Origin of the sequence: Sphingobacterium detergens, from assembly GCF_003610355.1 — a bacterium.
Classification (GTDB): Bacteria; Bacteroidota; Bacteroidia; order Sphingobacteriales; family Sphingobacteriaceae; genus Sphingobacterium; species Sphingobacterium detergens.
In genome coordinates this window covers 1,650,715-1,673,674 of record NZ_RAPY01000001.1, presented here as the reverse complement: position 1 = coordinate 1,673,674, position 22,960 = coordinate 1,650,715, and the positions used below count along the sequence as shown (strand labels likewise).

At 39.1% G+C, this 22,960-nt stretch carries 19 protein-coding genes; 10 read left to right on the top strand and 9 right to left on the bottom strand.

Annotated features, from left to right (window positions below):
- Window positions 1-266: 266 nt before the first annotated feature.
- The 4 genes from DFQ12_RS07280 to DFQ12_RS07265 all read right to left on the bottom strand — a co-directional run bounded on the left by DFQ12_RS07280 (window position 267) and on the right by DFQ12_RS07265 (window position 3,926).
- On the bottom strand, window positions 267-1,091 hold the full coding sequence (locus tag DFQ12_RS07280) for an AMP nucleosidase (RefSeq protein WP_120258294.1): 825 nt from the start codon (window positions 1,089-1,091) through the stop codon (window positions 267-269).
- A gap of 249 nt (window positions 1,092-1,340) precedes the next feature.
- Complete coding sequence (gene clpX / locus DFQ12_RS07275) at window positions 1,341-2,591, bottom strand: ATP-dependent Clp protease ATP-binding subunit ClpX (protein ID WP_077435192.1); 1,251 nt, start codon at window positions 2,589-2,591, stop codon at window positions 1,341-1,343.
- A 2-nt stretch (window positions 2,592-2,593) separates the two neighbouring features.
- Window positions 2,594-3,295: an ATP-dependent Clp endopeptidase proteolytic subunit ClpP gene (gene clpP, locus DFQ12_RS07270; protein ID WP_077435190.1), complete on the bottom strand. Its 702-nt coding sequence runs from the start codon at window positions 3,293-3,295 to the stop codon at window positions 2,594-2,596.
- Window positions 3,296-3,464: 169 nt separating this feature from the next.
- Window positions 3,465-3,926 (bottom strand): type I restriction enzyme HsdR N-terminal domain-containing protein, encoded by a 462-nt coding sequence (locus DFQ12_RS07265; RefSeq protein ID WP_120258293.1) that lies wholly within the window; start codon window positions 3,924-3,926, stop codon window positions 3,465-3,467.
- A 191-nt stretch (window positions 3,927-4,117) separates the two neighbouring features.
- Between DFQ12_RS07265 and holA the strand changes: the two genes are divergently transcribed.
- Window positions 4,118-5,125: a DNA polymerase III subunit delta gene (holA, locus tag DFQ12_RS07260; protein WP_120258292.1), complete on the top strand. Its 1,008-nt coding sequence runs from the start codon at window positions 4,118-4,120 to the stop codon at window positions 5,123-5,125.
- A 21-nt stretch (window positions 5,126-5,146) separates the two neighbouring features.
- Here the strand turns inward: holA and DFQ12_RS07255 are convergent, their stop codons facing one another.
- Complete coding sequence (locus DFQ12_RS07255; protein WP_120258291.1) at window positions 5,147-6,211, bottom strand: tetratricopeptide repeat protein; 1,065 nt, start codon at window positions 6,209-6,211, stop codon at window positions 5,147-5,149.
- Window positions 6,212-6,453: 242 nt separating this feature from the next.
- Between DFQ12_RS07255 and DFQ12_RS07250 the strand changes: the two genes are divergently transcribed.
- From DFQ12_RS07250 to DFQ12_RS07225, 6 genes are all read left to right on the top strand, one after another.
- On the top strand, window positions 6,454-6,846 hold the full coding sequence (locus DFQ12_RS07250; RefSeq protein ID WP_120258290.1) for a DoxX family protein: 393 nt from the start codon (window positions 6,454-6,456) through the stop codon (window positions 6,844-6,846).
- Between the two features lie 468 nt (window positions 6,847-7,314).
- Complete coding sequence (locus DFQ12_RS07245) at window positions 7,315-7,932, top strand: TetR/AcrR family transcriptional regulator (protein ID WP_120258289.1); 618 nt, start codon at window positions 7,315-7,317, stop codon at window positions 7,930-7,932.
- Window positions 7,922-9,232 (top strand): TolC family protein, encoded by a 1,311-nt coding sequence (locus DFQ12_RS07240; RefSeq protein ID WP_120258288.1) that lies wholly within the window; start codon window positions 7,922-7,924, stop codon window positions 9,230-9,232. The genes DFQ12_RS07245 and DFQ12_RS07240 overlap by 11 nt, the downstream gene beginning before the upstream one ends.
- Before the next feature lie 14 nt (window positions 9,233-9,246).
- Window positions 9,247-10,350: an HlyD family secretion protein gene (locus tag DFQ12_RS07235; protein ID WP_120258287.1), complete on the top strand. Its 1,104-nt coding sequence runs from the start codon at window positions 9,247-9,249 to the stop codon at window positions 10,348-10,350.
- 2 nt (window positions 10,351-10,352) lie between these two features.
- On the top strand, window positions 10,353-11,936 hold the full coding sequence (locus DFQ12_RS07230) for an MDR family MFS transporter (protein ID WP_120258286.1): 1,584 nt from the start codon (window positions 10,353-10,355) through the stop codon (window positions 11,934-11,936).
- 336 nt (window positions 11,937-12,272) lie between these two features.
- Window positions 12,273-13,493, top strand: a complete 1,221-nt coding sequence (locus DFQ12_RS07225) for a sterol desaturase family protein (protein ID WP_120258285.1) — start codon at window positions 12,273-12,275, stop codon at window positions 13,491-13,493.
- On the opposite strand, the gene DFQ12_RS07220 is transcribed toward DFQ12_RS07225, so the two are convergent.
- Genes DFQ12_RS07220 through DFQ12_RS07210 form a run of 3 tightly spaced genes read right to left on the bottom strand, consistent with a single transcriptional unit; the run spans window position 13,450 to window position 16,860 of the window.
- Window positions 13,450-14,709, bottom strand: coding sequence for a glycosyltransferase family 4 protein (locus tag DFQ12_RS07220; protein WP_244211690.1), 1,260 nt, complete (start codon window positions 14,707-14,709; stop codon window positions 13,450-13,452). The two genes, DFQ12_RS07225 and DFQ12_RS07220, sit on opposite strands and share 44 nt — an antisense overlap.
- Window positions 14,696-15,697: a lysylphosphatidylglycerol synthase transmembrane domain-containing protein gene (locus DFQ12_RS07215; RefSeq protein ID WP_120258284.1), complete on the bottom strand. Its 1,002-nt coding sequence runs from the start codon at window positions 15,695-15,697 to the stop codon at window positions 14,696-14,698. The genes DFQ12_RS07220 and DFQ12_RS07215 overlap by 14 nt, the downstream gene beginning before the upstream one ends.
- The gene (locus DFQ12_RS07210; protein WP_120258283.1) at window positions 15,685-16,860 is read right to left on the bottom strand and encodes a glycosyltransferase family 4 protein; all 1,176 of its coding nucleotides are present in this window, start codon (window positions 16,858-16,860) and stop codon (window positions 15,685-15,687) included. The genes DFQ12_RS07215 and DFQ12_RS07210 overlap by 13 nt, the downstream gene beginning before the upstream one ends.
- Before the next feature lie 203 nt (window positions 16,861-17,063).
- Between DFQ12_RS07210 and DFQ12_RS07205 the strand changes: the two genes are divergently transcribed.
- Complete coding sequence (locus DFQ12_RS07205) at window positions 17,064-18,047, top strand: endonuclease/exonuclease/phosphatase family protein (protein ID WP_120258282.1); 984 nt, start codon at window positions 17,064-17,066, stop codon at window positions 18,045-18,047.
- Between the two features lie 161 nt (window positions 18,048-18,208).
- On the opposite strand, the gene DFQ12_RS07200 is transcribed toward DFQ12_RS07205, so the two are convergent.
- On the bottom strand, window positions 18,209-19,834 hold the full coding sequence (locus DFQ12_RS07200; protein WP_120258281.1) for an ABC-F family ATP-binding cassette domain-containing protein: 1,626 nt from the start codon (window positions 19,832-19,834) through the stop codon (window positions 18,209-18,211).
- 270 nt (window positions 19,835-20,104) lie between these two features.
- Between DFQ12_RS07200 and DFQ12_RS07195 the strand changes: the two genes are divergently transcribed.
- Together DFQ12_RS07195 and nhaA are read left to right on the top strand one after the other, a co-directional pair.
- The gene (locus tag DFQ12_RS07195; RefSeq protein ID WP_120258280.1) at window positions 20,105-21,091 is read left to right on the top strand and encodes a hypothetical protein; all 987 of its coding nucleotides are present in this window, start codon (window positions 20,105-20,107) and stop codon (window positions 21,089-21,091) included.
- Window positions 21,092-21,696: 605 nt separating this feature from the next.
- A complete protein-coding gene (gene nhaA / locus DFQ12_RS07185; protein ID WP_120258278.1) occupies window positions 21,697-22,881 on the top strand; it encodes a Na+/H+ antiporter NhaA in 1,185 nt (394 codons plus the stop codon).
- Window positions 22,882-22,960: the final 79 nt, after the last annotated feature.

The window sequence follows — 22,960 nt, the reverse complement described above, 5'->3', positions numbered from 1 at the left end:
ATAATCAAGTATTCTGTCTGTTAGTTTTAAGTTGTTGGTTTTCAGTTAGTATTAGTTGATCGGTATCCTTGGTTTATTGAGCGAACTATAGCTGGAAAAATTGACAGGTTGTGAGCCGTTGGAGCAGACTAAAGGAGGAATGGAATAAAGCTCCTTCAAAAAAAATGAGCCCAATTTTTTATCAGGCTCATCATTTTTAGTTGATCTTAACTTTGTTCAACTTTTCAAGTAAACTTCAATATCGGGTTCTTTATCCTGTCAACCCCTTAAAATTTAAGGTGTTTTACAGTTAATCCGTTATTGATAAGTTGTTTTAGGGCATCAATACCGATACTGATATGTGCCTCTACGTATTTCGCTGTAACGGTGACATCACTTACAGAAGTTTTGACTCCTTCAGGGACCATTGGTTGATCGGAAACCAATAGCAAAGCTCCTGTCGGAATCTTGTTCGCAAAACCAACACTGAATATTGTCGCTGTTTCCATATCGACACACATGGCCCGAATCGATTTCAGATATTTTTTGAATGCCTTGTCATGTTCCCATACCCTTCTGTTGGTAGTGTAGACCGTCCCTGTCCAATAATCTCGTTGATGGTCACGGATTGTTGTGGAGATCGCTTTTTGCATAGCAAACGCGGGTAATGAAGGTACCTCAGGTGGAAAATAATCATTCGATGTTCCCTCGCCACGGATAGCAGCGATAGGGAGAATCAATTCTCCTACAGGAATCTTTTTCTTGATTCCTCCGGTTTTGCCCAAAAATAGCACGGCTTTAGGTGAAATGGCAGATAGCAGATCCATTATCGTTGCGGCCATCGGGCTACCCATTCCAAAATTGATAATGGTAATACCGCCAGCGGTCACGGATTGCATAGGTTTGTCCTCTCCGTAGATAGGGGCATTGTCATGCATTTCCGAGAATAGATGAATATATTTTGAAAAGTTTGTCAATAGGATATACTCCCCAAACTCTTCCAAAGGTCTTCCGGTATAACGTGGAAGCCAGTTGTTCACGATTTCTTCTTTGGTTTTTAAACCTGGTGTTATCGGGCTATTTACAGTATTTTTTGTAGTTTTCTTTGTCATAGTCATTAAATTTTAATTTCACTAATCTCTTATCTGTCTGTCAACATTCCGTTATGGCTATGTTATTATTGTAATATAAGATTTTTAATTCTTTTTTTATTATGTTTTACCTTGTTTTAGGTGCTTTTATCCACTAAATCCTTTCAACAATGTGTTGTTGGATAGCATTCATGAGATGAGCTAGCGGCAAGGTGAAACAGTTTAAATGCAGGGGTAAAAAAAAATCCCGTTCAGCGAACGGGATTTTTTTTAAGCGACTTTAAGCTTTTTCAGATCAGATTTTTCGAATTTTTTCTTCGCATAATCCAAGGTGATTTCCAAACTTTTCTGTCCCGTTTGCTCTTTCGTTGACGGCATTTCAAACATGGCGTCCAGCATAATTGCTTCGCATATACTGCGTAAGCCTCTGGCTCCAAGTTTAAATTCGTCAGCTTTATCTACAATAAATGTGTATACTTCGGGATCAAATTTCAATTCGACGCCTTCATACTCAAATAATTTTTTGTACTGTTTTACCAAAGCATTTTTTGGCTCAGTCAAAATACTCAACAAGGTTTCTTTATCCAATGGATTTAAGTAAGTCAAGACCGGAAGACGTCCGATTAACTCTGGAATCAATCCAAAGTTTTTAAGATCCTGCGGTGTAATATACTTGTATAGATTGTTCAAGTCGATTTCCTCTTCGTCTTCATTCATCTTATAACCCACTGTTTGTGTGCGTAGACGGTTCGCAATTTTCTTTTGGATTCCGTCGAATGCACCACCACAGATAAATAGGATGTTGCTGGTATTGACAGCGATCATTTTCTGGTCTGGATGTTTACGGCCACCTTGAGGTGGTACGTTGACAACCGTACCTTCTAAAATCTTTAATAGCGCCTGTTGCACACCTTCACCAGAGACATCTCTAGTGATAGAAGGGTTGTCGCTCTTGCGTGCGATTTTGTCAATCTCATCGATATAGATGATACCACGTTCTGCTGAAGCAACATCATAATCGGCAGCTTGAAGCAGGCGTGTCAAAATACTTTCTACATCTTCTCCGACATAACCTGCTTCGGTTAATACCGTAGCATCAACGATACAGAAAGGGACGTTCAATATTTTGGCAACAGTCTTTGCCAATAATGTCTTTCCGGTACCCGTCTCACCCACGATAATCAAATTGGATTTTTCGATTTCAATTTCATCTTTATCCACTTTTTGATTCAAACGTTTATAGTGATTATAAACGGCTACTGAAATTACTTTCTTTGCATCGTCCTGACCAATTACATACTGATCCAAGTGAGTTTTGATCTCTTGAGGGCGTATTAATTTTAACGCAGTCTGTAATGTCTTGCTTTTCCGTTGTTTTAATTCTTCTGCCAAGATTTCCCCTGCCTGTTGGATACATCTGTCACAGATGTGTGCTCCATTTCCAGCAATGAGCATCTGAGCTTCATTTTTGCTTATTCCACAAAACGAACAATGAATGTCTCTATCGTTATTCTTCGCCATCTTTATTTAATAATCTCCTTCTTAGGAAGTAAAATCTCGTCAATCATACCAAATTCTTTGGCCTCATTGGCTCTCATCCAGTAGTCACGATCAGAAGATTTTTCTACCCACTCATAGGTTTGTCCGGAGTGTTCTGAAATAATGGTATATAATTCTTCTTTTAATTTCATCATTTCACGCAAGTTGATTTCCATATCTGCTGCTACCCCTTGAGCGCCGCCAGATGGTTGGTGAATCATCACACGTGAGTGACGTAATGCTGCACGCTTGCCTTTTGCTCCAGCTACAAGCAGAACTGCACCCATAGATGCTGCTATTCCTGTACAGATGGTCGCTACGTCTGGTGTAATATATTGCATCGTATCGTAGATACCCAAGCCTGCATAAACACTTCCTCCTGGGGAATTGATGTAAATCTGGATGTCACGCTGTGCATCAGTGGACTGTAAAAACAACAATTGTGCCTGAATAATATTCGCTACTTGGTCATCGATACCGCTTCCCAAGAAAATAATGCGATCCATCATCAAACGTGAAAACACGTCCATCTGTGCAACGTTCAATTGACGCTCCTCAACGATGTAAGGTGTAAGATTTGTTGGAATGCTAGTCTCTGTACGGGCAATAAAACTGTCAACATGTTGACTTCCAATACGGTGATGCTTTACTGCATATTTTCTGAATTCGTTTTTATCTATATTCATCTTTTTATTTTTTCTATTCTGTAGGACTAATATAAAACTATATTTTAAAAATCAAATAAATTGAAAAGATGTTTTACATCCACTTTACATTTTTTCGATACAGCCTCTTTCAGCAAAGAAAGGCGTTTTATAATAGGGCTTGTGCTTTATCCGTTTCAAATAGAAGTCCTTAACCGATTTCGTTATAGTCGGGAAGATCTTCTAAAAATTGATACGATTCGGTCTCAAAATCAACTTTGCAATAATAATGATTTATACCATTGCTCACCAGTAAGTATGGAATCCGATGCACAGAATTGTAATTGGCGATCTGTTCGAATACTTTTTGTGTGATCTTGATATGCGGTGCTTTGAATTCGGCCAAAACAACCTTATGTCCCGCACTATTATAAATCAGTAAATCACTCCGTCGCTGGAGACTGTTTAGTTTCAATCCACCCTCAATATTCATCAGCGACTTTGGATAATTCTTGATCAATGCTAAATAGTTTATCCAATGTTGCCTGACCCATTCCTCCGGTGTCAATACCAGTTCTTTTTTTCGCAACTCATCAAAAATATAAACCGCATTATTCTTTTTGGATATTTTCGCTTTGAATGGTGGCAAATTGAGTGGTGTCGGTGAAAACATACACAAATATACTAAAATTTTAGCAAAAAAAAGTACATCAAACGATTCTCTCACGTGGTTTTTTTTGCTTTTTGCATTACTTCTTTTAATCAGTCGGTTAGATCTTTTTTGTTGAAATAAGTTGGATAATAAGTCGAATTCTAATCGCTGGGTTGCTCCGGATTTGATAGTAAAATCGTAATTTCGCCTATATGAATATAAATCCGATCTTATCCGATATAAAGAACAGATCCTTTAAGCCTGTCTACCTACTGCAGGGGGAGGAAAGCTATTTTATTGATACCATCGCGGACGCACTGGAATCTACAGTGCTGAATGATGCTCAAAAAGGCTTTGATCAATCTGTTTTTTACGGAAAGGATATTGATATTTCTACAGTGGTTAATGCGGCAAAACGATACCCGATGATGAGCGATCATCAAGTGATTATTATAAAGGAAGCGCAGGAACTGAAGTGGAAATCGGATACGGAGGAGCTATTGACCAAATACCTTGAACATCTGACACCAACAACCATCTTGGTTTTTTGCTATAAACACGGGAAATTCGATAAGCGGAAGAAGATTTATAAGGTATTTGAAAAGGCTGGATTGGTGATCGATGCGGCTAAATTATATGATGATAAAGTTACCCCTTGGATCGGCGGCTATCTAAAGGATGCAGGCTGGCGCATCCACCCACAGGCGGCAGCACTGATTGCGGATTATCTCGGGAACGATCTGGCGAAGGTATCTAATGAACTGGATAAACTGATGCTCAATGTACCCAAGAGTCAGGAGATCAGTATGGACGATGTCGAACGCAACATCGGTATTTCAAAAGATTTCAATGTATTTGAGCTCAATACAGCTTTGGCAAAGCGTAATGCCTTGAAAGCTTATCAGATTGTGGATTATTTTGTAGCAAATCCAAAGAATAACCCGCTGGTAATGGTGGTTGGACAAGTGGCTACTTATTTTACCAAAATACTAAAATACCATTATCTCATTGATAAATCCGTTGCTGCAAAAGAATTGGGGGTGCATCCGTTTTTCCTAAAAGAATATGAATTGGCGGCCCGAAATTACAACCGTCGGAAAACTTTTGATGTACTGAATGTCCTTAAAGAGACGGATCTGAAATCAAAGGGCGTCAACGTACCTAGCAATTTCAATAGCGAGGAGGTCCTAAAAGAAATGGTCTATCGGATCTTAAATTAGGTATTAGCAAATTGCTAATGACTATTGTGTGTTCAAAAAAGTCACTATTCTTTGTGGAATTTTTGCCTGCAAGCCACGTTTATTCATTAGTTCGACATAGGTACGGTAATCTTTTTTGGCTTTTTTGTACGAAGATTGGCCTTTTTTGAAAAATACATCACCGCGGTTTAAATAGGCAACCTCACGCTCAGGAAAACGCGCTATTACTTTATCTAAAAACACCTGTGCCGCATCTAGTTGATTCGCCTGCTCCAGAAAATAACCGATCTCATTGGCCGAAAGGACATTTTTACCATGAATAGGATTTATCTTGTCAGGCTGATCCTCGTCCAGACCTGCTTCCATAAAATACTTAGCCGTAGACTCGTTAAAAACTTTAGGGAGCAAAAATAGACTGTTTTTAGGTATTTCTTTTAATGCGCGAAGCAGTCTGGCATAGTCCCCAGACTTGTAGCTAAGACTAATTCTTTGACTGCTGATCACTGTGGAATCGTAGGGTAGTGATTCCGCATAGTAGTTATCCAGGTACACCTTGGTGTTTTTAGAATAACTCATGTACTCACAGCTGCTTTCACCTTCATCGTCCACGCCGGATCTATGTATTTCGGCTAATTGCCAGCGTTTTAAAGCCGGCCGATAGACAAAATAATAACCCTCATTTTGACCAAAAGCGTTTGGTCCCCACGAAATATAGATATTCACAGTATCGTTACTGACACTTGCACTGTAATCACGCATATTATTACATGACTCACAATAGAAAGCGTTATCATTATGAAAAGACAGCTGATAGTCATTTCCTTTTCTGGCATAAAAGGCCAAACCGACTTTGGTGTAACCTGGACCGTCAAAGCTCTTATAAAATTCATGCTTGAAATTAAGTGTATCAGCTTTTTCGTAAGCAACAAAAACTCCTGCAGGTGTTTTGCTTATGCTTATTTGGTTTAACTGTACCGTATCTGTATTAAAATGTTTTGCGAAATTTTCGACTGAAAGAGCATCTACTAATCGTATGTGTCTGGGTTGAGCTACTGAAAGCAGAGATAGGCCCATGAACAGGATAAAAAAATAAGCTTTTAATGGCATGCTTTGAAAGTTTAATATTGACTCAACTGCATACAATTGTTGTTCCAATCTTTTCTCAGAGCTGAATTGGCACCGAAAATAAAAACTATTCAAATCTGCATCAATCGAAAAAAAAAACAAAAAATGTTTTGTAGTTAAATAACTACATGTATATTTGTAGTCAAATAGCTACTTATTTAAGCCTTGCTAATTTACTAGGTGATCACAACAAATAGCCAATCGTAAACTAAAACAAAATAATAATGAAAAAGAGGGATAAAATAATTTATTGGATTGCAACCGTATGGTTGTCCTTGGGCCTGGTATCTACCGCCATTATACAAATCTTTGGGATAAAAACTGAGGGAGCAGGAGGGGGGCAAAATGTAGATCATCTAGGTTATCCGGACTATATCCTCCCGTTATTGGGAATCTGGAAAATATTAGCGGTCGTAGCACTGCTGTCACCAAAGAGACCCCTATTGAAAGAATGGGCTTATGCTGGTATTTTCTTCACAGTGACTGGTGCGTTATATTCGCACATTGTTGTAGGGGATTCTGTTGGCCTCATAGCTCCGGCACTACTTTATCTGGTCCTGATTACTGTGTCCTGGTATTTTAGGCCCATTGAGAAGAAGTTTTTATATAACCATTAATCTTATCCTTATCAGTCGCCTATACCGTTTGCCCGAACATTATAGGCGGCTGGGGATCGAACTTGTACTTTTTATAGTACTATTTTTCTGTCGCTTCACCCAATAGCGATATATAAACAAACCATACATTCGGTAATGGTCTTTCCAGCAGCTTAACCCCTTTTCTAAGCTATGATTGACTCTTTTCTATTTTTTGTGTACCCTTTTTCTTTCATATGATTTGCAATCTATTTGAAATAGCAATGAATGGATTTTATTTTTTTTAAAGTTTAATGTGTTGTAATAAAGTGTGTTAAATGCTTTTTTAGATATCTGTGTCCAGATTTCGGTGTATTTTTTTACATAAATTTAATAATTAAACACTTGTTTAAATTAAACGTTTGTTTAACTTTGCTCCGCATTTAACAAATGATGATTTTATCCTTCAAAACAGTGGGTGCAATTATCTATAAAAAGATTGGGTTTTAAATGGAATTTAACGAGAAGCAAATAGATATCCTCCTTGCCGCAGAGCGACTTTTTGCAACAAAAGGGTTTGATGGAGCTTCAGTGCGGGACATTGCACAGGAGGCTAATGTCAACGTGGCCATGATCAACTATTATTTTGGATCGAAAGACAAGTTGCTAGAGACCTTTTTTGAGTGGCGTGTTCCAGATTTTATGATCAATGTGGATGAGCTTTCTTTGGTAGGAAATGCACTCGACAAAGTAGATGTGTTGGTTGATCGGTATGTCAAATCGATGAACTCTCATCGGAAACTCTACCGGGTTATTGCAATAGAAAGCACCTTAAAACAACGGATGTTGACATCTGATGCTTTTAAAAAATTGAAGATACATAATTTGGAGGTCATCACTTCCATCATCAATAGTGGTATTGCAGAGGGAGTGTTTAAAGCGGGCAATGATCCTATTTTGATTCATTCGATGATGATGGGGACTTTTATGAATTTTCAGATGAACCAGGTCTTTTTACAGGATCAACTGGGTATAGCCGATGATGATGGCTATGGCCAATATATTGAAACAACATTAACAGAATTTATACAGAAAACAATTAAAGCTTTATTGACATATGAAAAATAAGTTGGCCAATTTAAGTGCTTTATTGCTTTTGAGTCCTCTGGGTTTGCTGGCACAAGACAACAAACACCTGAGCTTGGAAGAAATAATTCACATGGCTGCAAACCAAAGTGTGGAAGCGAAAACTGCCGATACCAAAGTATTGGGAAGACAGCTAGAGGTCGAGAGTGCCAAATCGAAACAGCTTCCTGATGCAAAATTGAGCGGGCAATACATGGCGATGACTACACCTAATGTGAATCTGAAGTTGGCACTTGGTGAGGGTGGCTCGGCTCCGGATATCGCAGCAAATCAGCTGTGGTTGGGGCAGGCATCTGTCAGCATGCCTATTTATACCGGGGGTAGGATCAAAGGGGGAATAGCGATAGCAAAAGATGTGCTACAAGCCGAACAATGGAATGCTGTAGCAAGTAAAGAACAATTGGCTTCACGTGCGATAGCACTTTATCTGAATTTATATAAAGCGCAGCAAACCAATCTGTTGATTGCTGAAAATATTAAGCAATCTGAGCAACGTGTTTCAGACTTTAAGGCGATGTTGGATAATGGGCTGATTGCAAGAAACGATCTGCTTAAAGCGGAATTGCAGCTGTCTAATTATCAGGTTTCGCTACAGGAAGCGCAGAAGAATATTAAGGTGCTAAATTATCAATTGGCTAATTTGCTGAAAATTGCGGAGGATACACAATTGGATCAAATTAATCTGGCTGAGGTAACTGGAATTGACCTCGGATTGAAAGCTTCTTATGAAACTGCAAAAACTGAGCGTTCGGATCTAAAATCGTTGGCTTCTCAACGTAAAGTTGCCGAAGATCAATTGAAAGTGACGAAGTCTTCGACATTGCCAATGGTTTCGGCAACGGCAGGTTACAATGCTTTTGGTCTACAGAAGGTCGTTACGGTAACCAACGCGGCAATGGTAGGTGTTGGGGTATCTTATGATATTGGTTCTTTGTATAAGAACAAAAGAGAGGTCAATGTCGTCAAAAATCGGATCAAGGAAATTGATGAGAATCTGGAACTGCTCAATGATCGGGTAAAGGTTCAGGTGCAACAGGCAAATGAAAACTATATGTTGGCCCAAAAACAGGATGTGGTGTACCATCAGGCGGTAGATCAGGCCGTTGAAAATTATCGCATCACAAAGGATAAATATGATAATGGTATTGCGGATACGGACGATTTATTGACCGCTGATGTACAACAGCTTCAGAGCAAAATAAATCTAGCGATAAGCAAGGCAAACACAATTGAAAAATACTATGACCTGCAATTGGCAAATGGGTCGTTAAACATTAAATAGCAATTAATCTAGACATGGAAAATACAGTTGAAAACGCACCTGAAAAAAAGGGTACAAATAAAAAATTCACAATTATTCTAGCCGCTTTGGTCATCTTAGGCGGGGCTTATGGTGGTTATAAATACTTGCACGGTCAAGCACATGAGACTACCGACGATGCGCAGGTTGAAAAAAATATGAGTCCGATCATTCCTCGGGTTGGTGGATTTATTTCCAAGGTTTACGTCAAGGATAACGATTTGGTGAAGAAAGGGGATACCTTGTTCACAATCGAAAGCCAAGATTATCAAGTTCGAGTAGATGAAGCTGCTGCTGCATTGGCTGCTGCGGAAAGTAGCTTTGATGTATCAAAAGCGGACGTTTCAGCATCATCTGCCAATGTAGCGATTTCTGACGCAACAATACAGTCAAATTCGGGTAGCATTGATGCCGCACGTATCCGTGCGAAACAAGCGAATAACGATTATATTCGTTACCAAAATCTATATAACAATCAGTCGATTACAAAACAGCAATATGAGCAGGCTTTGACGACCAAGTTGGAAGCGGATAAACAAGTCGAAATCCTGCAACAACAACGTAATGCCAGTGCTTCTCAACGCAATGCAATCGTGAGTAAGACTACAGTAGCTTCGAAGCAAACGTCTGTAGCTGAGGCAAATATAAAAAGAGCGAAAGCGCAATTGGAAGCTGCGAAATTGAATCTGTCTTATACCGCAGTATTGGCTTCGGTAGATGGTCAGGTATCCAATATCAAAGTGCAACCTGGGCAGATGATCAACCCTGGTCAGTCTTTATTTTACATTGTTGATAATATTGAAACTTGGGTTGTGGCGAATTTTAAAGAGACACAATTACAAAAAATGAAACCGGGTCAAAAAGTGGGTATTAAAGTGGATGCTTATCCAAATATCGAATTTGAAGGTGAAGTCAATTCATTTTCTCCAGCTACAGGTTCACGTTTCTCCTTGCTGCCTCCGGATAATGCGACGGGTAACTTTGTGAAGACGGTACAACGTCTGCCGGTAAAAATCAAATTGTCAAAAGATAATAAAGCTGAAAATGTGGCTTTGCTCAGACCGGGCATGAATGCTGACGTAGATGTGCATGTTCAATAACTATGGAAAATATAAATCAACAAGATAGTCTGGTTGAATATGGTTTTCGACGCGTAGTCATCACGATTACGGCTGTGCTCTGTGCCCTGCTGGAAATCGTGGATACGACGATTGTGAATGTGGCCTTAAACGATATGAAAGGTTCGTTGGGGGCAACATTGACAGACGTGGCTTGGGTTATTACGGCTTATGCCATTGCAAACGTAATCGTTATTCCGATGACCAGTTGGTTGTCCCAACAGTTTGGAAGACGTAATTACTTTGCAGCGTCAATTGTCATATTTACAATATCTTCATTTTTATGTGGTAACGCGACCAATATCTGGGAGCTTGTGGCATTTCGCTTTTTGCAGGGGATGGGTGGGGGAGCCTTATTGGTGACCGCACAGACCATTATCACCGAAAGTTACCCTAAAGAGAAACGGAGTATGGCGCAAGCGATTTACGGTATGGGGGTTATCATTGGTCCAACCTTGGGTCCACCACTGGGTGGTTATATCATAGACAATTTCTCCTGGCCTTATATTTTTTATATCAATGTGCCATTGGGAATCATTGCTACTTTGCTGACAATGTCCTTTGTACGCAGTCCTAAATATAGCCAGAAGCAATCGGCAAAAGAGGTGGATTGGTTCGGTATGATCTTTTTGATTATGTTTATTGGTTCACTCCAGTTTGTATTAGAACATGGTCAACAGGACGATTGGTTTGATGATCCATTAATTTTAGGATTATCGATTTTATCTGTATTCGGATTGCTGTTCTTCATCTGGCGAGAGCTGGTGTATGACAAACCTATTGTTAACCTAAGGGTACTGCGTGATAAAAACCTCCAGGTAGGGGTTGTGATGAGTTTTATCCTTGGATTTGGTTTATTTGGATCGACTTTTATTATTCCGATCTATACACAATCCATATTGGGATGGACCGCAACAGATGCAGGTTTGCTCCTGTTACCAAGTTCAATCATGACCGGAATCATGATGCCTTTTATTGGTAAAATGATTCAGAATGGTGTTCCGCAGAAATATATGGTTGCGGTTGGTTTGAGCATCTTCTTTGGCTTTTGTTTCTGGATGTACAGCCTGATGACAAATGACACGGGATCTGAACATATGTTTTGGCCACTTATCCTTCGTGGTGTAGGTCTGGGCTTATTGTTTGTACCGGTAATGACATTGTCGTTATCTACGCTACATGGAAGATCCATTGGAGAGGGAGCGGCATTTACTGGTATGATGCGTCAGCTTGGTGGTTCATTTGGTATTGCGTTGATCACAACATTTATTGCACGTGACTCTCAAAAACATCGTGTTGATTTGGTTGCTAACCTAGATCCCAGTAAGTTTGAGGTACAGCAACGTGTGCAACAGTTGCAAATGAGTTTTCAGGCGAAAGGCTTTGCCCCAAATGAGGCATTGGCCAAAGCTCACCAGATACTGGACATGACTGTCATGAAACAGGCTACGGTATTGTCGTATATGGATGTATTCCTGTATTTGGGTGTTGTATTTTTAATCTGTGTACCTTTTGTACTGATGATCAAACAGGGCAAAACCCAGGTGGATATGTCAAGTGTTCACTAGCGATCGTAAAGAATACGTTATTCTCGAATTTATATAATTTGATCAGCCCTCAGAAATTTTTTTTGAGGGCTTTTTTGTGGAAATATCTGTTTTTATTAATTCTTATTTTTTAAATAAGGCATCAATTGGCTCGCTATACCCGGATGATTGGGGAGCAAGAACCTTCAGTCGATTTTCATAAATGTTGATGCTCGTGGGAGAATGAGGGTTTTATAAACAGAAAAATATAAAATGAAAACCTGATTCGGAATTGATTGTTAAATAATAAAAAATCTTTGGAATTTAGTTCCACAAGGTGGTCGATGCAAAGAAGTTATTATTTCAAAATAAGCAAGCATGGATACAGGAAGACTTAATTTTTTAGCTTTTATTATCCCTTTGTTTTTGGTGTTGATGCTGTTGGAGTATTGGTATAGTCTGAAGAAACAAAAGCGATATTATACCTTTGATGAATCTATCGCTAATCTCAATGTCGGTATCGTCGAACGCATGTGCGATATGTTTTCAGTTAGCTTGTTCTACTTTTTCTTTGTGTGGATCTATCAAAAATTTGCAATCTTCCATATTGAAGCGAATCTTTGGACATGGATCCTGCTTTTTCTATTCACAGATTTTTTGTGGTATTGGTATCATCGTTACAGTCATGAGATAAATCTGCTATGGGCAGCACATGTGGTTCATCATCAAAGTGAAGATTATAATTTTACCGTTGCAGCAAGGATTACTATTTTTCAGGCAGTATTTCGTTCTTTGTTCTGGGCCTTTATTCCACTTTTGGGTTTTCCACCTTTTATGATGACCGCAATCTTATTGATTCATGGCGTGTATCCATTTTTTTCTCATACGCAAACGGTGGGTAGTCTGGGTATTCTTGAAAAAATTCTTGTCACCCCATCTCATCACCGTGTACATCATAGTAGCAATGAGATTTATTTGGACAAGAACTATGGTGATATTTTGATTATTTGGGATAAAATGTTTGGAACTTTTATTGCTGAAAAGAAAGAAGAACCCTGTGTCTATGGGCTGACCAAACCCATTCATCGGTACACGTTCCTTTGGCAGCATTTTCATTATCTTTTTGAAATAGGGATGTCTTTTAATCGTGCGAAGGGATTTAGAAACAAGATTCGGACGATATTTGGCCGCCCCGATGATATACAACCTGAAATTAGGGACGAATTGGAACAGAAAATCTTTGCGGGAACCAAAGTTCAGGTACACGGAAAGAGATTGAGTCAATATATTTTTTTCCAATCGATGCTAACCATGGGACTTCTGTTTTTCTTTTTGCTTTATGGTAATTATCAAAATACTGTACAATTGCTTGTTGGTGGTCTTTTTATTCTGTGCAGTGTCATCTGTATCGGTGGATTGTTGGAGCATGAGAAATGGGTCTTTCCGCTCGAAATGTTACGTCTTTTTTTGTTGTTGCTATTTATAGCAATTACTTTCTTTTCTTTTCCCGCACAGCTTGTCCTCTCAATAACCACCATAATTCAGTTGATTTTCTTTAAGTCAATAAAACATTACTACGAACGGATTCTTCATTTGTGAAAGAGCTAAGTTTATCGTCTGGCTGTGGTTTTTGGCAGAGTTCGATGAAGGTCTGACAATAGCTTCTGGCCATGATATCCCAGCTGAAATCTGCACTGGTGTTGTTCTTAAATTGTTGCCCAAGATTTTGATAATGGTCGGGATTATCCAAAATGGATTGCAATTGCCCGATCCATGCATCAGTATCCTGACTGTTGAGCAAAATGCCGTTGTGATTGTGAGTAATTGCACTCGTGATTCCTTCCAATTCGGAGGCTACGACAACAGTTCCTGCTGAAGATGCTTCAAGACAAACCAGACCGAAACCTTCCATATCTCCCGGTACGTGGATATTGGGCATCAGGAAAGCCTGCGCATTTGCAAGAAGATGTTTTAATTGGGCGAAGGGAACTTTTCCCAGGTGCTGGATTTTTTCGGGATAAGTTTTCAATAATATGCGCATTTCTTGTTGATCAGTTGGATGCCCCAAGAATAAGGTGGACAGATGGTAGAGTTTAGCTGGTAAAAGATTGAGCAGACGTTCTTTCAAGGTTGGTTTTTGATCAAATGGCCCGACCATTAGGAGCTTGAAATTGCCATGAAGGGCAGGAATGACTTGCTGCATCAACCAGGAGAACCCTTTACGCTTTACTGGCCTTCCAAGTGTGATAAAGTAAGGCGGAGGTGGGGTATTCCTCTTTAATTGAAGATGCTCAGTTTCGGTGAAATCCCTGTGCTTATCTGGTATTAAAGCAGTGTTGGGAAGGGCAGGGTCTACTCCATTTGGGATAACTGAGATCCTGGAAGAATCAATACCACGCGATTGAGCGGCTTCGGCGGTGGCCTGACTGACCGCAATAACCTGATCAAATGTATTGAAATGGGGTATTACTTTACGTTGGAAATAAGGAAAAGGAAAAACAATATCAAGGCCATGAAGGGTAACAACTTTTTTTAAATGATCGTAGCCCTTGTGAAAAGATGCTAAAGCAGCAATTAATCCATCGTTAAAATGAAGAAGGCGAATGCCCGGATTGTCTTTAATTTTGGATAAGATACGTTGATTTAGGCGAAAGAAGAACGTCAAAATGGACTCTTCGTTGTCATAAACGATTGTATGTACTTTGAGATAGAGCGCAGCATTATTAATGAGCTCAAAGCTCTGTTTTTCCATCCCTCCAATCGCAGGTGGATATTTATGGCTGATAAACAAAATTTCTATTTCAGATGGTAACATGTACAGTTTTTCTTTTGATGCATAGATAAAATATAGCGCCAATAGCTGTCCAGAATACCTGGCGGCCACGGCGCAGGAGAGAGACGCTCAACCAGATACTTCCACCTGAAATTCCGATCATACTAAGCAGTAGTTTGTTGGATATTTCCTCAACGCCCAGTTGACCGGGAATAAATGCGCCTGCACTCTTAAATAGGATGACGCTCATGTCTAAAATTAATCCGTGAATAACCCTGACATCGACAGCCAGAAATTTTAAGATCAGATAGAATTCCAGGCTACCAATTAGCCAATGCAGCGCAAACAGCAGGTAGGAGTACCAAAATACTTTATTTTGTTGTTGATAGAAGTCTTTCGTATCCCAAAGTAATTTCTGAAGCTGATTTTTTGCTTTCGATACAAATGAAGTATCAGCAGAGTTATTTTTAGGAGGTGTTTTGGTGGAAACTAGCCAGTAGAATATTAAAACGACGAATAACAGCAGGACTGCACATACGACATAGATAGCGTATCCTGTATACTGCATCACCTCGTTTTTTAGGGGTGAAAGCATCAGCCAGATCATGGCCAGTAAGAAAATGCTTAATTGGGAAAGTATGGCTGTAATGCGTGAGATGGCGACAGAACTGAGTCCCTGCTGTAAAGGGATGTCATAGCGGGTTATCAGCTCGGCTTTCAATAAATCGCCGGCAATAATACTGGTGGGATTAAAGAGTCCAACAGTTTCGCCAATTTGACGTACGGCAAAAAGTTCGAAAATATTGATCTTTTTTTTTGAAGGGCCCAGGCAAACCCACCAGGCTAGCGTTCCAAAAAGATAGGCAACCAAAGTTGTAAATACGATAAAAATAAAGCGGTAGCCAATCGTTGACAGCTCTTTTTTCAACGCCGAAAGATCACTGTGGATTACAAAAATTACCATAGATGTCAGGATCAAAAGTAAAAAGACAGCTTTGATCAATTGACGGGATGTTATTAATTTGCCCATGCGAGGTCTGCGTCTTGCGTTTTTTCGGCAAGTAATTCAATGTCATCAAAGTACTGTTGAGATAGTCGTGTCCAATCTAATTGGCCTGCATAAGAAATACCGGCTGTAATCAGATTTTTTCTTAGCACATTGTCAGAGAGAATTTTCTTTAAATAATAGACATACCCAGCTGCATTTTCAGGCTGACATTTAAATCCGGTTGTCCCATGTTGAATAAGCGATGCTGAACCGCCACCATCAGCGATCACACATGGAAGGCCCGATGCCAATGCTTCGACTACAACGTTGCCGTAGGTTTCTGAAACTGAAGGAAAAACAAATACATCCGCTGATGCGTACAGTACCGCAAGTTCCTGATGTGTCTTTTTTCCCAGAAAAATAGCATTAGGCATTTCTTGCATTGCTGCTACTTTGGCCGTTCCTTCCCCGACAACTATAAAATTGTAGTCCAGTTGTTGGGCTTGTATCTGCTGATAGATATCGATTAAGGTTTTGATATTTTTTTCCCAAACGATCCGACTAACGAATAATACCGTTGGTTTGTCATTTTTGGTCAGTTGTTGAATATAACTGCTATTCTTTTTTTGAGGTGTAAATAATTGCGTATCAATGCCCCTTTGCCAGAGTTTTAAGCCGTCCTGTTCAAGCCCAATCTGTTGGAGCTCGGTTAGGATAGATTTGGTGGGAACATAGACAATATCACATTTGTTATAAAAATTGTTCATCGCTCGTTTCATCCATTGTTCGGTGGGTTTGACCAGAGGGAGGATATTTTTAAAATAGTAGGCTATGTAGGATATAAAATGTGTGTGGTAGATGGTTAATACAGGTATATTTCTACGTTTGGCATAATTTAACGCAAAAAAACCGAGGAGAGATGGGGTAGCGATATGAATGATGTCCGGTGCAAATTCATCCAAAGCCAGTTCGAGCTTTTTTTTGATGAGCTGCGGAATAGCCAGACAATAATCATCATTGACTGGTATTTTAAACGTAGGTACTTTGTACGAATGAAAGTCCCGGAATTGTGTGGGGCCACCACCATAAATAAAGAAATACTTAAAATTCTGTTGATCAATACGGTTTATCAGCTGAAACATTGTGCGAGATGCACCGTCGAAATCCTCAACGAGTATTTCTGTAAAGAAGGCTACCTTTCTCATTTTATTCTTATTAGGGGTTTCATAAAAATATTCGAAAAGGATAACTCAAAAGCTATTTTGATATTAATCTTTTATCATTAAAGTGTTTATAAATTGTTTGTTATTAATAATTTGTAAATAATTTTTATAAATAAAATTAATTTAAGAATATAGTTGAGCTAATCTTGGGATTTTACTTTTGGAATGAACAAATTATTCAGTCCATGTTGTTAGATTTATTGTTCGAAAGGAAAACTAGACTTAAAGGTCTTCGTAAAGTTCTTATTTTATCTGTTTGTGCTTCTGCAGGCATCATGTTGGGATTCAAATTGAAACCTAAACGAGTTAGACCAATGAACATGGTGTATGTCGATATGCCTGATGTCAGCGAGGGAAAGCTTAATTTATTAACTTATAATATTGCCGGTCTTCCAGAGTTAATTTCAAGCGCTGTAACGGAAAGAGCTCCGAGTATTACTTCCATTGGCGAGCTGGTAAATCCTTTTGATATTGTGAATGTGCAAGAGGATTTCAACTACAATAAGTTTTTGTACAGCAAGAATAGACATAGTTATCGAACGGAAAATATGGGCGGTGTACCTTTTGGTGATGGATTGAGTACGTTGTCGAAATATCCGATCCAAGACTTTGAGCGGGTAAAGTGGGACGCTTGTAATGGAGCGGATTGTTTGACTCCCAAGGGTTTTTCCTATGCACGCATTCAATTGGCAAGAGAGGTTTTTATTGATGTTTACAATGTACATGCAACAGCTCAGGATGATCCCAATGCGGCACTAGCACGTCAGAAAAACTTGAATCAATTGAAAAACTATATTCAAAAGAACTCCGCAGGACGACCTTTGTTAATCATGGGAGATTTTAATGCTCATTATGCGTACGCATTGGATAATATCGTTTCCTTTCAGGGAGAATTAGGCTTGGCAGATGCATGGGTGAATTTGAAAAATAGGGGTAAGATACCTCAGAGCGAGCAAAACTTTGTTGCCATGGCCGCATTGGAATTAACAGATGACTGTGAGGGCATTGATAAGATCTATTATCGTAATAATGATCAGATCGTATTTGAAGCAAAGAACTATCAGGTTCAAAAGAAACTTTTTCAAAATAGGGCGGGGCAAGATCTGTCTGACCATTGTGCAGTATCGCTACAATTGGGGTGGCGTCTAATAAAACCTTCAGTTCAATAGACTTTCTCAATTCTTTCATATCAATCGCGATTAGCACTGAGTCCCCTTCAGTGCTTTTTTGTGTTTTGGCGTTTTTGAATACCAAAACAGGGAGGGCATGTATAAATAAAAAGCCCCATAAAATGAATTATGGAGCCTTTATAAAATTGGGATAAATTATCTTATTTATACATCTCTGCGCGTTGTGCTTTGACAACATCACTGTTGATGTACTCATCATAGGTCATTAACTTGTCGATGATTCCTTTTGGTGTCAATTCAATGATTCTGTTTGCAACAGTCTCAGTCAGCTCGTGGTCACGGGATGTGAATAACATTGATCCTTTAAAGTCGGAAAGACCATTGTTTAATGCTGTAATTGATTCTAGATCCAAGTGGTTGGTCGGTTCATCAAAAACCAAGAAGTTAGCTCCCTGTAACATCATTCTTGAAAACATACAACGCATTTTTTCACCCCCAGAAAGGACAGAAACTTTTTTCATTACTTCTTCACCGGAGAATAACATTTTTCCTAAGAATCCACGTAGGAACTGCTCATCCGCTTCAGGGTTTGTTGTATAGTCTCTTAACCAATCGACCAAATTGTCGTTTTTGCCTTCAAAAAACGCTGCATTTTCAATTGGCATATCGGCAGGAGTGATGGTAATACCCCATTTGAATTCACCACCGAAGTCAGTGTCTCTACCTGTGATAATATCGTAAAAGGCAGTTGTGATTAGGGAATTAGGACCCAACACGGCAATTTTATCACCTTTATTAATCATAAATGTGATATCCTTGAAGAATACTTCACCATTGACCGTTTTGCTTAAACCTTCTACTTGTAATGTTTGGTCACCCGGTTCGCGGTTCATGGTATTGAACATGATCGCAGGATATTTACGGTTGGAAGGTTTGATCTCATCAATATTGATCTTATCCAAAGCTTTCTTACGGGAAGTAGCTTGTTTTGATTTGGACGCGTTGGCTGAGAAACGACGGATAAATTCCTGAAGTTCCTTAACCTTGTCTTCCATCTTTTTGTTTTGATCAGACCGTTGTTTTAATGCCAATTGGGAAGATTCGTACCAGAACGAGTAGTTACCTGTATAGATGGTCATTTTACCAAAGTCGATATCAACAGTGTGTGTACACACAGCATCCAAGAAGTGACGGTCGTGGGATACAACGAGTACAATTGCTTCATAAGTGGCCAAAAAGTCTTCTAACCATGCAATTGTATTGATGTCCAAGTCATTGGTAGGCTCATCGAGAATTAAGATATCTGGATTACCGAATAGTGCCTGTGCCAATAAGACACGTACTTTTTGATTACCATCAATTTCAGAGACTAACTTGTAGTGAAGCTCTTCTTTAATGCCCAAGCTGCTCAATAGGGTGGCTGCATTGGATTCAGCATTCCATCCGTCCATTTCTGCAAAAAGACTTTCGAGTTCACCGGCACGTTCACCATCTGCATCAGAGAAATCCTCTTTCATGTAAATAGCGTCTTTCTCTTTCATGATTTTGTAAAGCTCTTGGTTACCCATCATGACAGTTTCCAACACTGTATATTCATCGAAAGCATAGTGATCCTGACTCAATACAGACATACGTTCGCCAGGCGTGAATGCCACCGAACCTGTAGAGGGATCAACTTCGCCAGAAATAATTTTTAAGAAAGTAGATTTACCAGCTCCATTGGCACCAATAATGCCGTAACAGTTGCCAGGTGTAAATTTTAAATTGACATCTTCGAATAGTACACGTTTACCATAACGAAGGGAGAGATTTGACACGTTAATCATGCTGCAAAGATACGTTTTAATCTTGTATTTTTTAACTATTTGCAAACATCAATTCCTTACCGAATAACCCTAATAATGGATCGCGAGAAATATCGCTTTCCAAGCGATTGACGAACGGAAGAAAAATATGAAATATAAAATTTAAGACAGTTCAGATGATCGTATATCATTGAAAAAGATGAACACCAGATTAATAAATTATGAATTGGGATTTTGCTAATAAATTGGCTTCTTTTTTGTGGCTTTAGCGTCGAAATGAAAAGAATAATTATGAAAAGAAATAGCATTACGTATGCTTTAGTACTCGTTGCTGCTTTTTTGCTGAATTTGCAGGGTGCCTATGCTCAATTTGGTGGATTGCTTGACAAAGCAAGCAAAGCAGTTGCTTCGAAAGGGAGTAAAGCATTAGGATTAGACAAGCTTTTAAAGGAACCTGAAGCGATAAGCACAAGTTTTGAGGATGTAAATCGGAAAGGCGAACAGATGCCTGATTTTCAAAATACAGCTACTTATAAGCCATTGGAAAATTTGCAGAAAAATGGGCAGGACGGCTATTTACTTGTGGCGGGACATTTTGAAATGACCAACAAAAGCTATTGCTTAAAAGCAGGGACTTACGCACCTTCTAAGGGGGATGGCTATATGTATGCGCCTACATTAGGGAAAAAGCGGGAGGTTGTCATCGCTATCTTGAAAAGCGCGGAAAAACATCCGGAAGTTGAACAATCATCAATACAGATGTTATTATGGACAATTATTGCTAAAACTAAGTTTATAGACTATTCCGGGGAGGTCAAGGAAACAGCATTGAGGTTATTGACACCGGAGCAATTATTATTGCTGGAAGGTGGCGCGCTAGGCATATTGCCGTTTGATGTGGTGCAAAAGGCTAAAGACCAGATGCCTCCAGCTGTACAAGCGATATTTGAAGCAGAAAATAATATCAGACAGTTGGTTTCTTCAGGCAACTATTCTTATGCCGAGTTTGAAAAGTATGCAATTATGGCAGGTATGGCCGAACCTCGTACGGATGTTCCAAGTGGAATCTGGACACTTCATCCCGATGGCTACTACGTGCGTTATTTTCCGAGTGGTTACTCTGTAACCAAAGTACAGGTGTATGTACCGGAGGAACTGATCACGAAATTGAAAGGTAAAAAATTGGTTTATGATGCGACAGATGATATTGCTTGTCCAGCGAATACTGGATCGCAACGTTTGGCACAGACAAATGAGCCGATTAAACACGATGAATGATGTGGGTAAACAAGGGGATAAATTTATTTCGATAGAAATTCAGAGAGAAACAATAAGGGAGATCAATTGATCTCCCTTATTCATTAAATTTCCTCTTTTGCCTTCTGTATAATATAAAAACGATGACAATAATTGCTATGATCCCTAAAATGATATAATGGGAGCCTGATTGTTGTTGATGTTGGGTTGTATCCTCTGTCGTCTGCGCATATGTAAAATTTGCTACGAAAAGAAGCACCATGAAAATCCACTTCTTGCACATAATAAACGGTTTATTAACTATAGTAGCAAGCTAACTATTTTTTGCAATAAAGACAAATTAATTTTACAAAAATGACAATATCTAAATGTGGTTTTATGTAGCTTGCAATGTAATGTGTTGGTTTTGCAGAGTATATGTGTTTTGAGAGAGGTGTTTAAAGTCAAATTACTCCGATAATTGACAAAGTTGTTGTTAAAATATTGGATTTGGAGCGGCACGGTGAAAAAGAAGTTTTTTTTAGTGTATTAATGGAATATATTCAGGGAATGCCGCTCAGAAGGTGGATTAATGGTCGTAAAGTCGTATATTGTAAACCTTTTAAGCGTTTAAAGATATTATTGTCATGTCAAAACTTATTAATTTAACTGTCTTCAGAGAATTTTTGAAATCTAGCTTTGCTGGTGGGATTATTCTGTTTTCCTGTGTTATCTTGGCACTCATTGTAGCAAATACATCGCTATATGGATCGGTAATGGACTTTTTTCTTCGGGAGGTGGGACTTGAAACGGATAATATCCATTTAAAATATTCATGGTTGCTATGGATCAACGATGGGCTGATGGCTATTTTCTTCCTCTTAGTCGGATTGGAAATCAAAAGAGAAATTGTTGAGGGAGAATTATCTTCAGCAAGTAAAGCTGTTCTTCCTATTCTGGCAGCAGTAGGGGGAGCTCTCCTGCCAGCGGCAATCTATTTTGTGATCAATAAAGATGCGGGCGACACCGCACACGGATGGGGGATACCAATGGCTACGGATATCGCATTTGCACTTGCCGTTATCACACTTTTGGGAAGTAAAGTTCCGGCAAGCCTCAAGATCTTTTTAGCAGCTTTGGCTATTGTAGATGATTTGCTTGCGATCTTAGTCATTGCTTTGTTCTATAGCAGTGGAATTCATGCAACCTATCTATTTATTGCGCTGGGGATATTTGCTTTTCTGATTATTCTAAATAAACTTGGTGTAAAAGCCCTATGGGCCTACCTTATTCCGGGAGTATTCATTTGGTATTTTATCCATCATTCGGGCATTCATGCAACCATAGCCGGAGTTTTGGTCGCCATGACGCTACCCACAACGCCAGATGAAAAAGAATCGCCATTGGAAAAACTGGAGCATCTACTGACTAAGCCTGTAAATTTTATAATCATTCCTTTATTTGCTTTCGCAAATACATTGATCCCAATTCATGCTGAAATGGTTGGCGGTTTAACGTCCAAACTGGGGCTGGGTATTATTGCGGGATTGATTGCAGGAAAATCAATTGGTATATTTGTGATTTGTTTTATTGCTAAAAAAATGAAAATAGCGCAACTTCCAGAAGGTGCAAGTTGGCCGCAGATATTCGGTGTTGGTTTATTGGGAGGTATTGGTTTTACCATGTCTATCTTCATATCTATCCTATCTTTTGACGATGCCTTTTTGATTGAGGAAGCTAAATTTGCTGTACTCATTGCTTCTCTTTGTGCAGGTATATTAGGATACACATTGTTGAGATTGGCTGATAATTCCAAAAGTAACTTAGGTTAAAATAACGAAGATTCGGTGGGGGAGTTCTGAGGACATATTTTCTATGTAACTCCTAGCGTAACAAATGCTGACATCATAT

Bases quoted from the DNA above. Each gene is read 5' to 3' on its own strand.
- DFQ12_RS07280 (WP_120258294.1), bottom strand. From the start codon at position 1,091: ATGACAAAGAAAACTACAAAAAATACTGTAAATAGCCCGATAACACCA.
- clpX (WP_077435192.1), bottom strand. From the start codon at position 2,591: ATGGCGAAGAATAACGATAGAGACATTCATTGTTCGTTTTGTGGAATA.
- clpP (WP_077435190.1), bottom strand. From the start codon at position 3,295: ATGAATATAGATAAAAACGAATTCAGAAAATATGCAGTAAAGCATCAC.
- DFQ12_RS07265 (WP_120258293.1), bottom strand. From the start codon at position 3,926: ATGTTTTCACCGACACCACTCAATTTGCCACCATTCAAAGCGAAAATA.
- holA (WP_120258292.1), top strand. From the start codon at position 4,118: ATGAATATAAATCCGATCTTATCCGATATAAAGAACAGATCCTTTAAG.
- DFQ12_RS07255 (WP_120258291.1), bottom strand. From the start codon at position 6,211: ATGCCATTAAAAGCTTATTTTTTTATCCTGTTCATGGGCCTATCTCTG.
- DFQ12_RS07250 (WP_120258290.1), top strand. From the start codon at position 6,454: ATGAAAAAGAGGGATAAAATAATTTATTGGATTGCAACCGTATGGTTG.
- DFQ12_RS07245 (WP_120258289.1), top strand. From the start codon at position 7,315: ATGGAATTTAACGAGAAGCAAATAGATATCCTCCTTGCCGCAGAGCGA.
- DFQ12_RS07240 (WP_120258288.1), top strand. From the start codon at position 7,922: ATGAAAAATAAGTTGGCCAATTTAAGTGCTTTATTGCTTTTGAGTCCT.
- DFQ12_RS07235 (WP_120258287.1), top strand. From the start codon at position 9,247: ATGGAAAATACAGTTGAAAACGCACCTGAAAAAAAGGGTACAAATAAA.
- DFQ12_RS07230 (WP_120258286.1), top strand. From the start codon at position 10,353: ATGGAAAATATAAATCAACAAGATAGTCTGGTTGAATATGGTTTTCGA.
- DFQ12_RS07225 (WP_120258285.1), top strand. From the start codon at position 12,273: ATGGATACAGGAAGACTTAATTTTTTAGCTTTTATTATCCCTTTGTTT.
- DFQ12_RS07220 (WP_244211690.1), bottom strand. From the start codon at position 14,709: ATGTTACCATCTGAAATAGAAATTTTGTTTATCAGCCATAAATATCCA.
- DFQ12_RS07215 (WP_120258284.1), bottom strand. From the start codon at position 15,697: ATGGGCAAATTAATAACATCCCGTCAATTGATCAAAGCTGTCTTTTTA.
- DFQ12_RS07210 (WP_120258283.1), bottom strand. From the start codon at position 16,860: ATGAGAAAGGTAGCCTTCTTTACAGAAATACTCGTTGAGGATTTCGAC.
- DFQ12_RS07205 (WP_120258282.1), top strand. From the start codon at position 17,064: ATGTTGTTAGATTTATTGTTCGAAAGGAAAACTAGACTTAAAGGTCTT.
- DFQ12_RS07200 (WP_120258281.1), bottom strand. From the start codon at position 19,834: ATGATTAACGTGTCAAATCTCTCCCTTCGTTATGGTAAACGTGTACTA.
- DFQ12_RS07195 (WP_120258280.1), top strand. From the start codon at position 20,105: ATGAAAAGAAATAGCATTACGTATGCTTTAGTACTCGTTGCTGCTTTT.
- nhaA (WP_120258278.1), top strand. From the start codon at position 21,697: ATGTCAAAACTTATTAATTTAACTGTCTTCAGAGAATTTTTGAAATCT.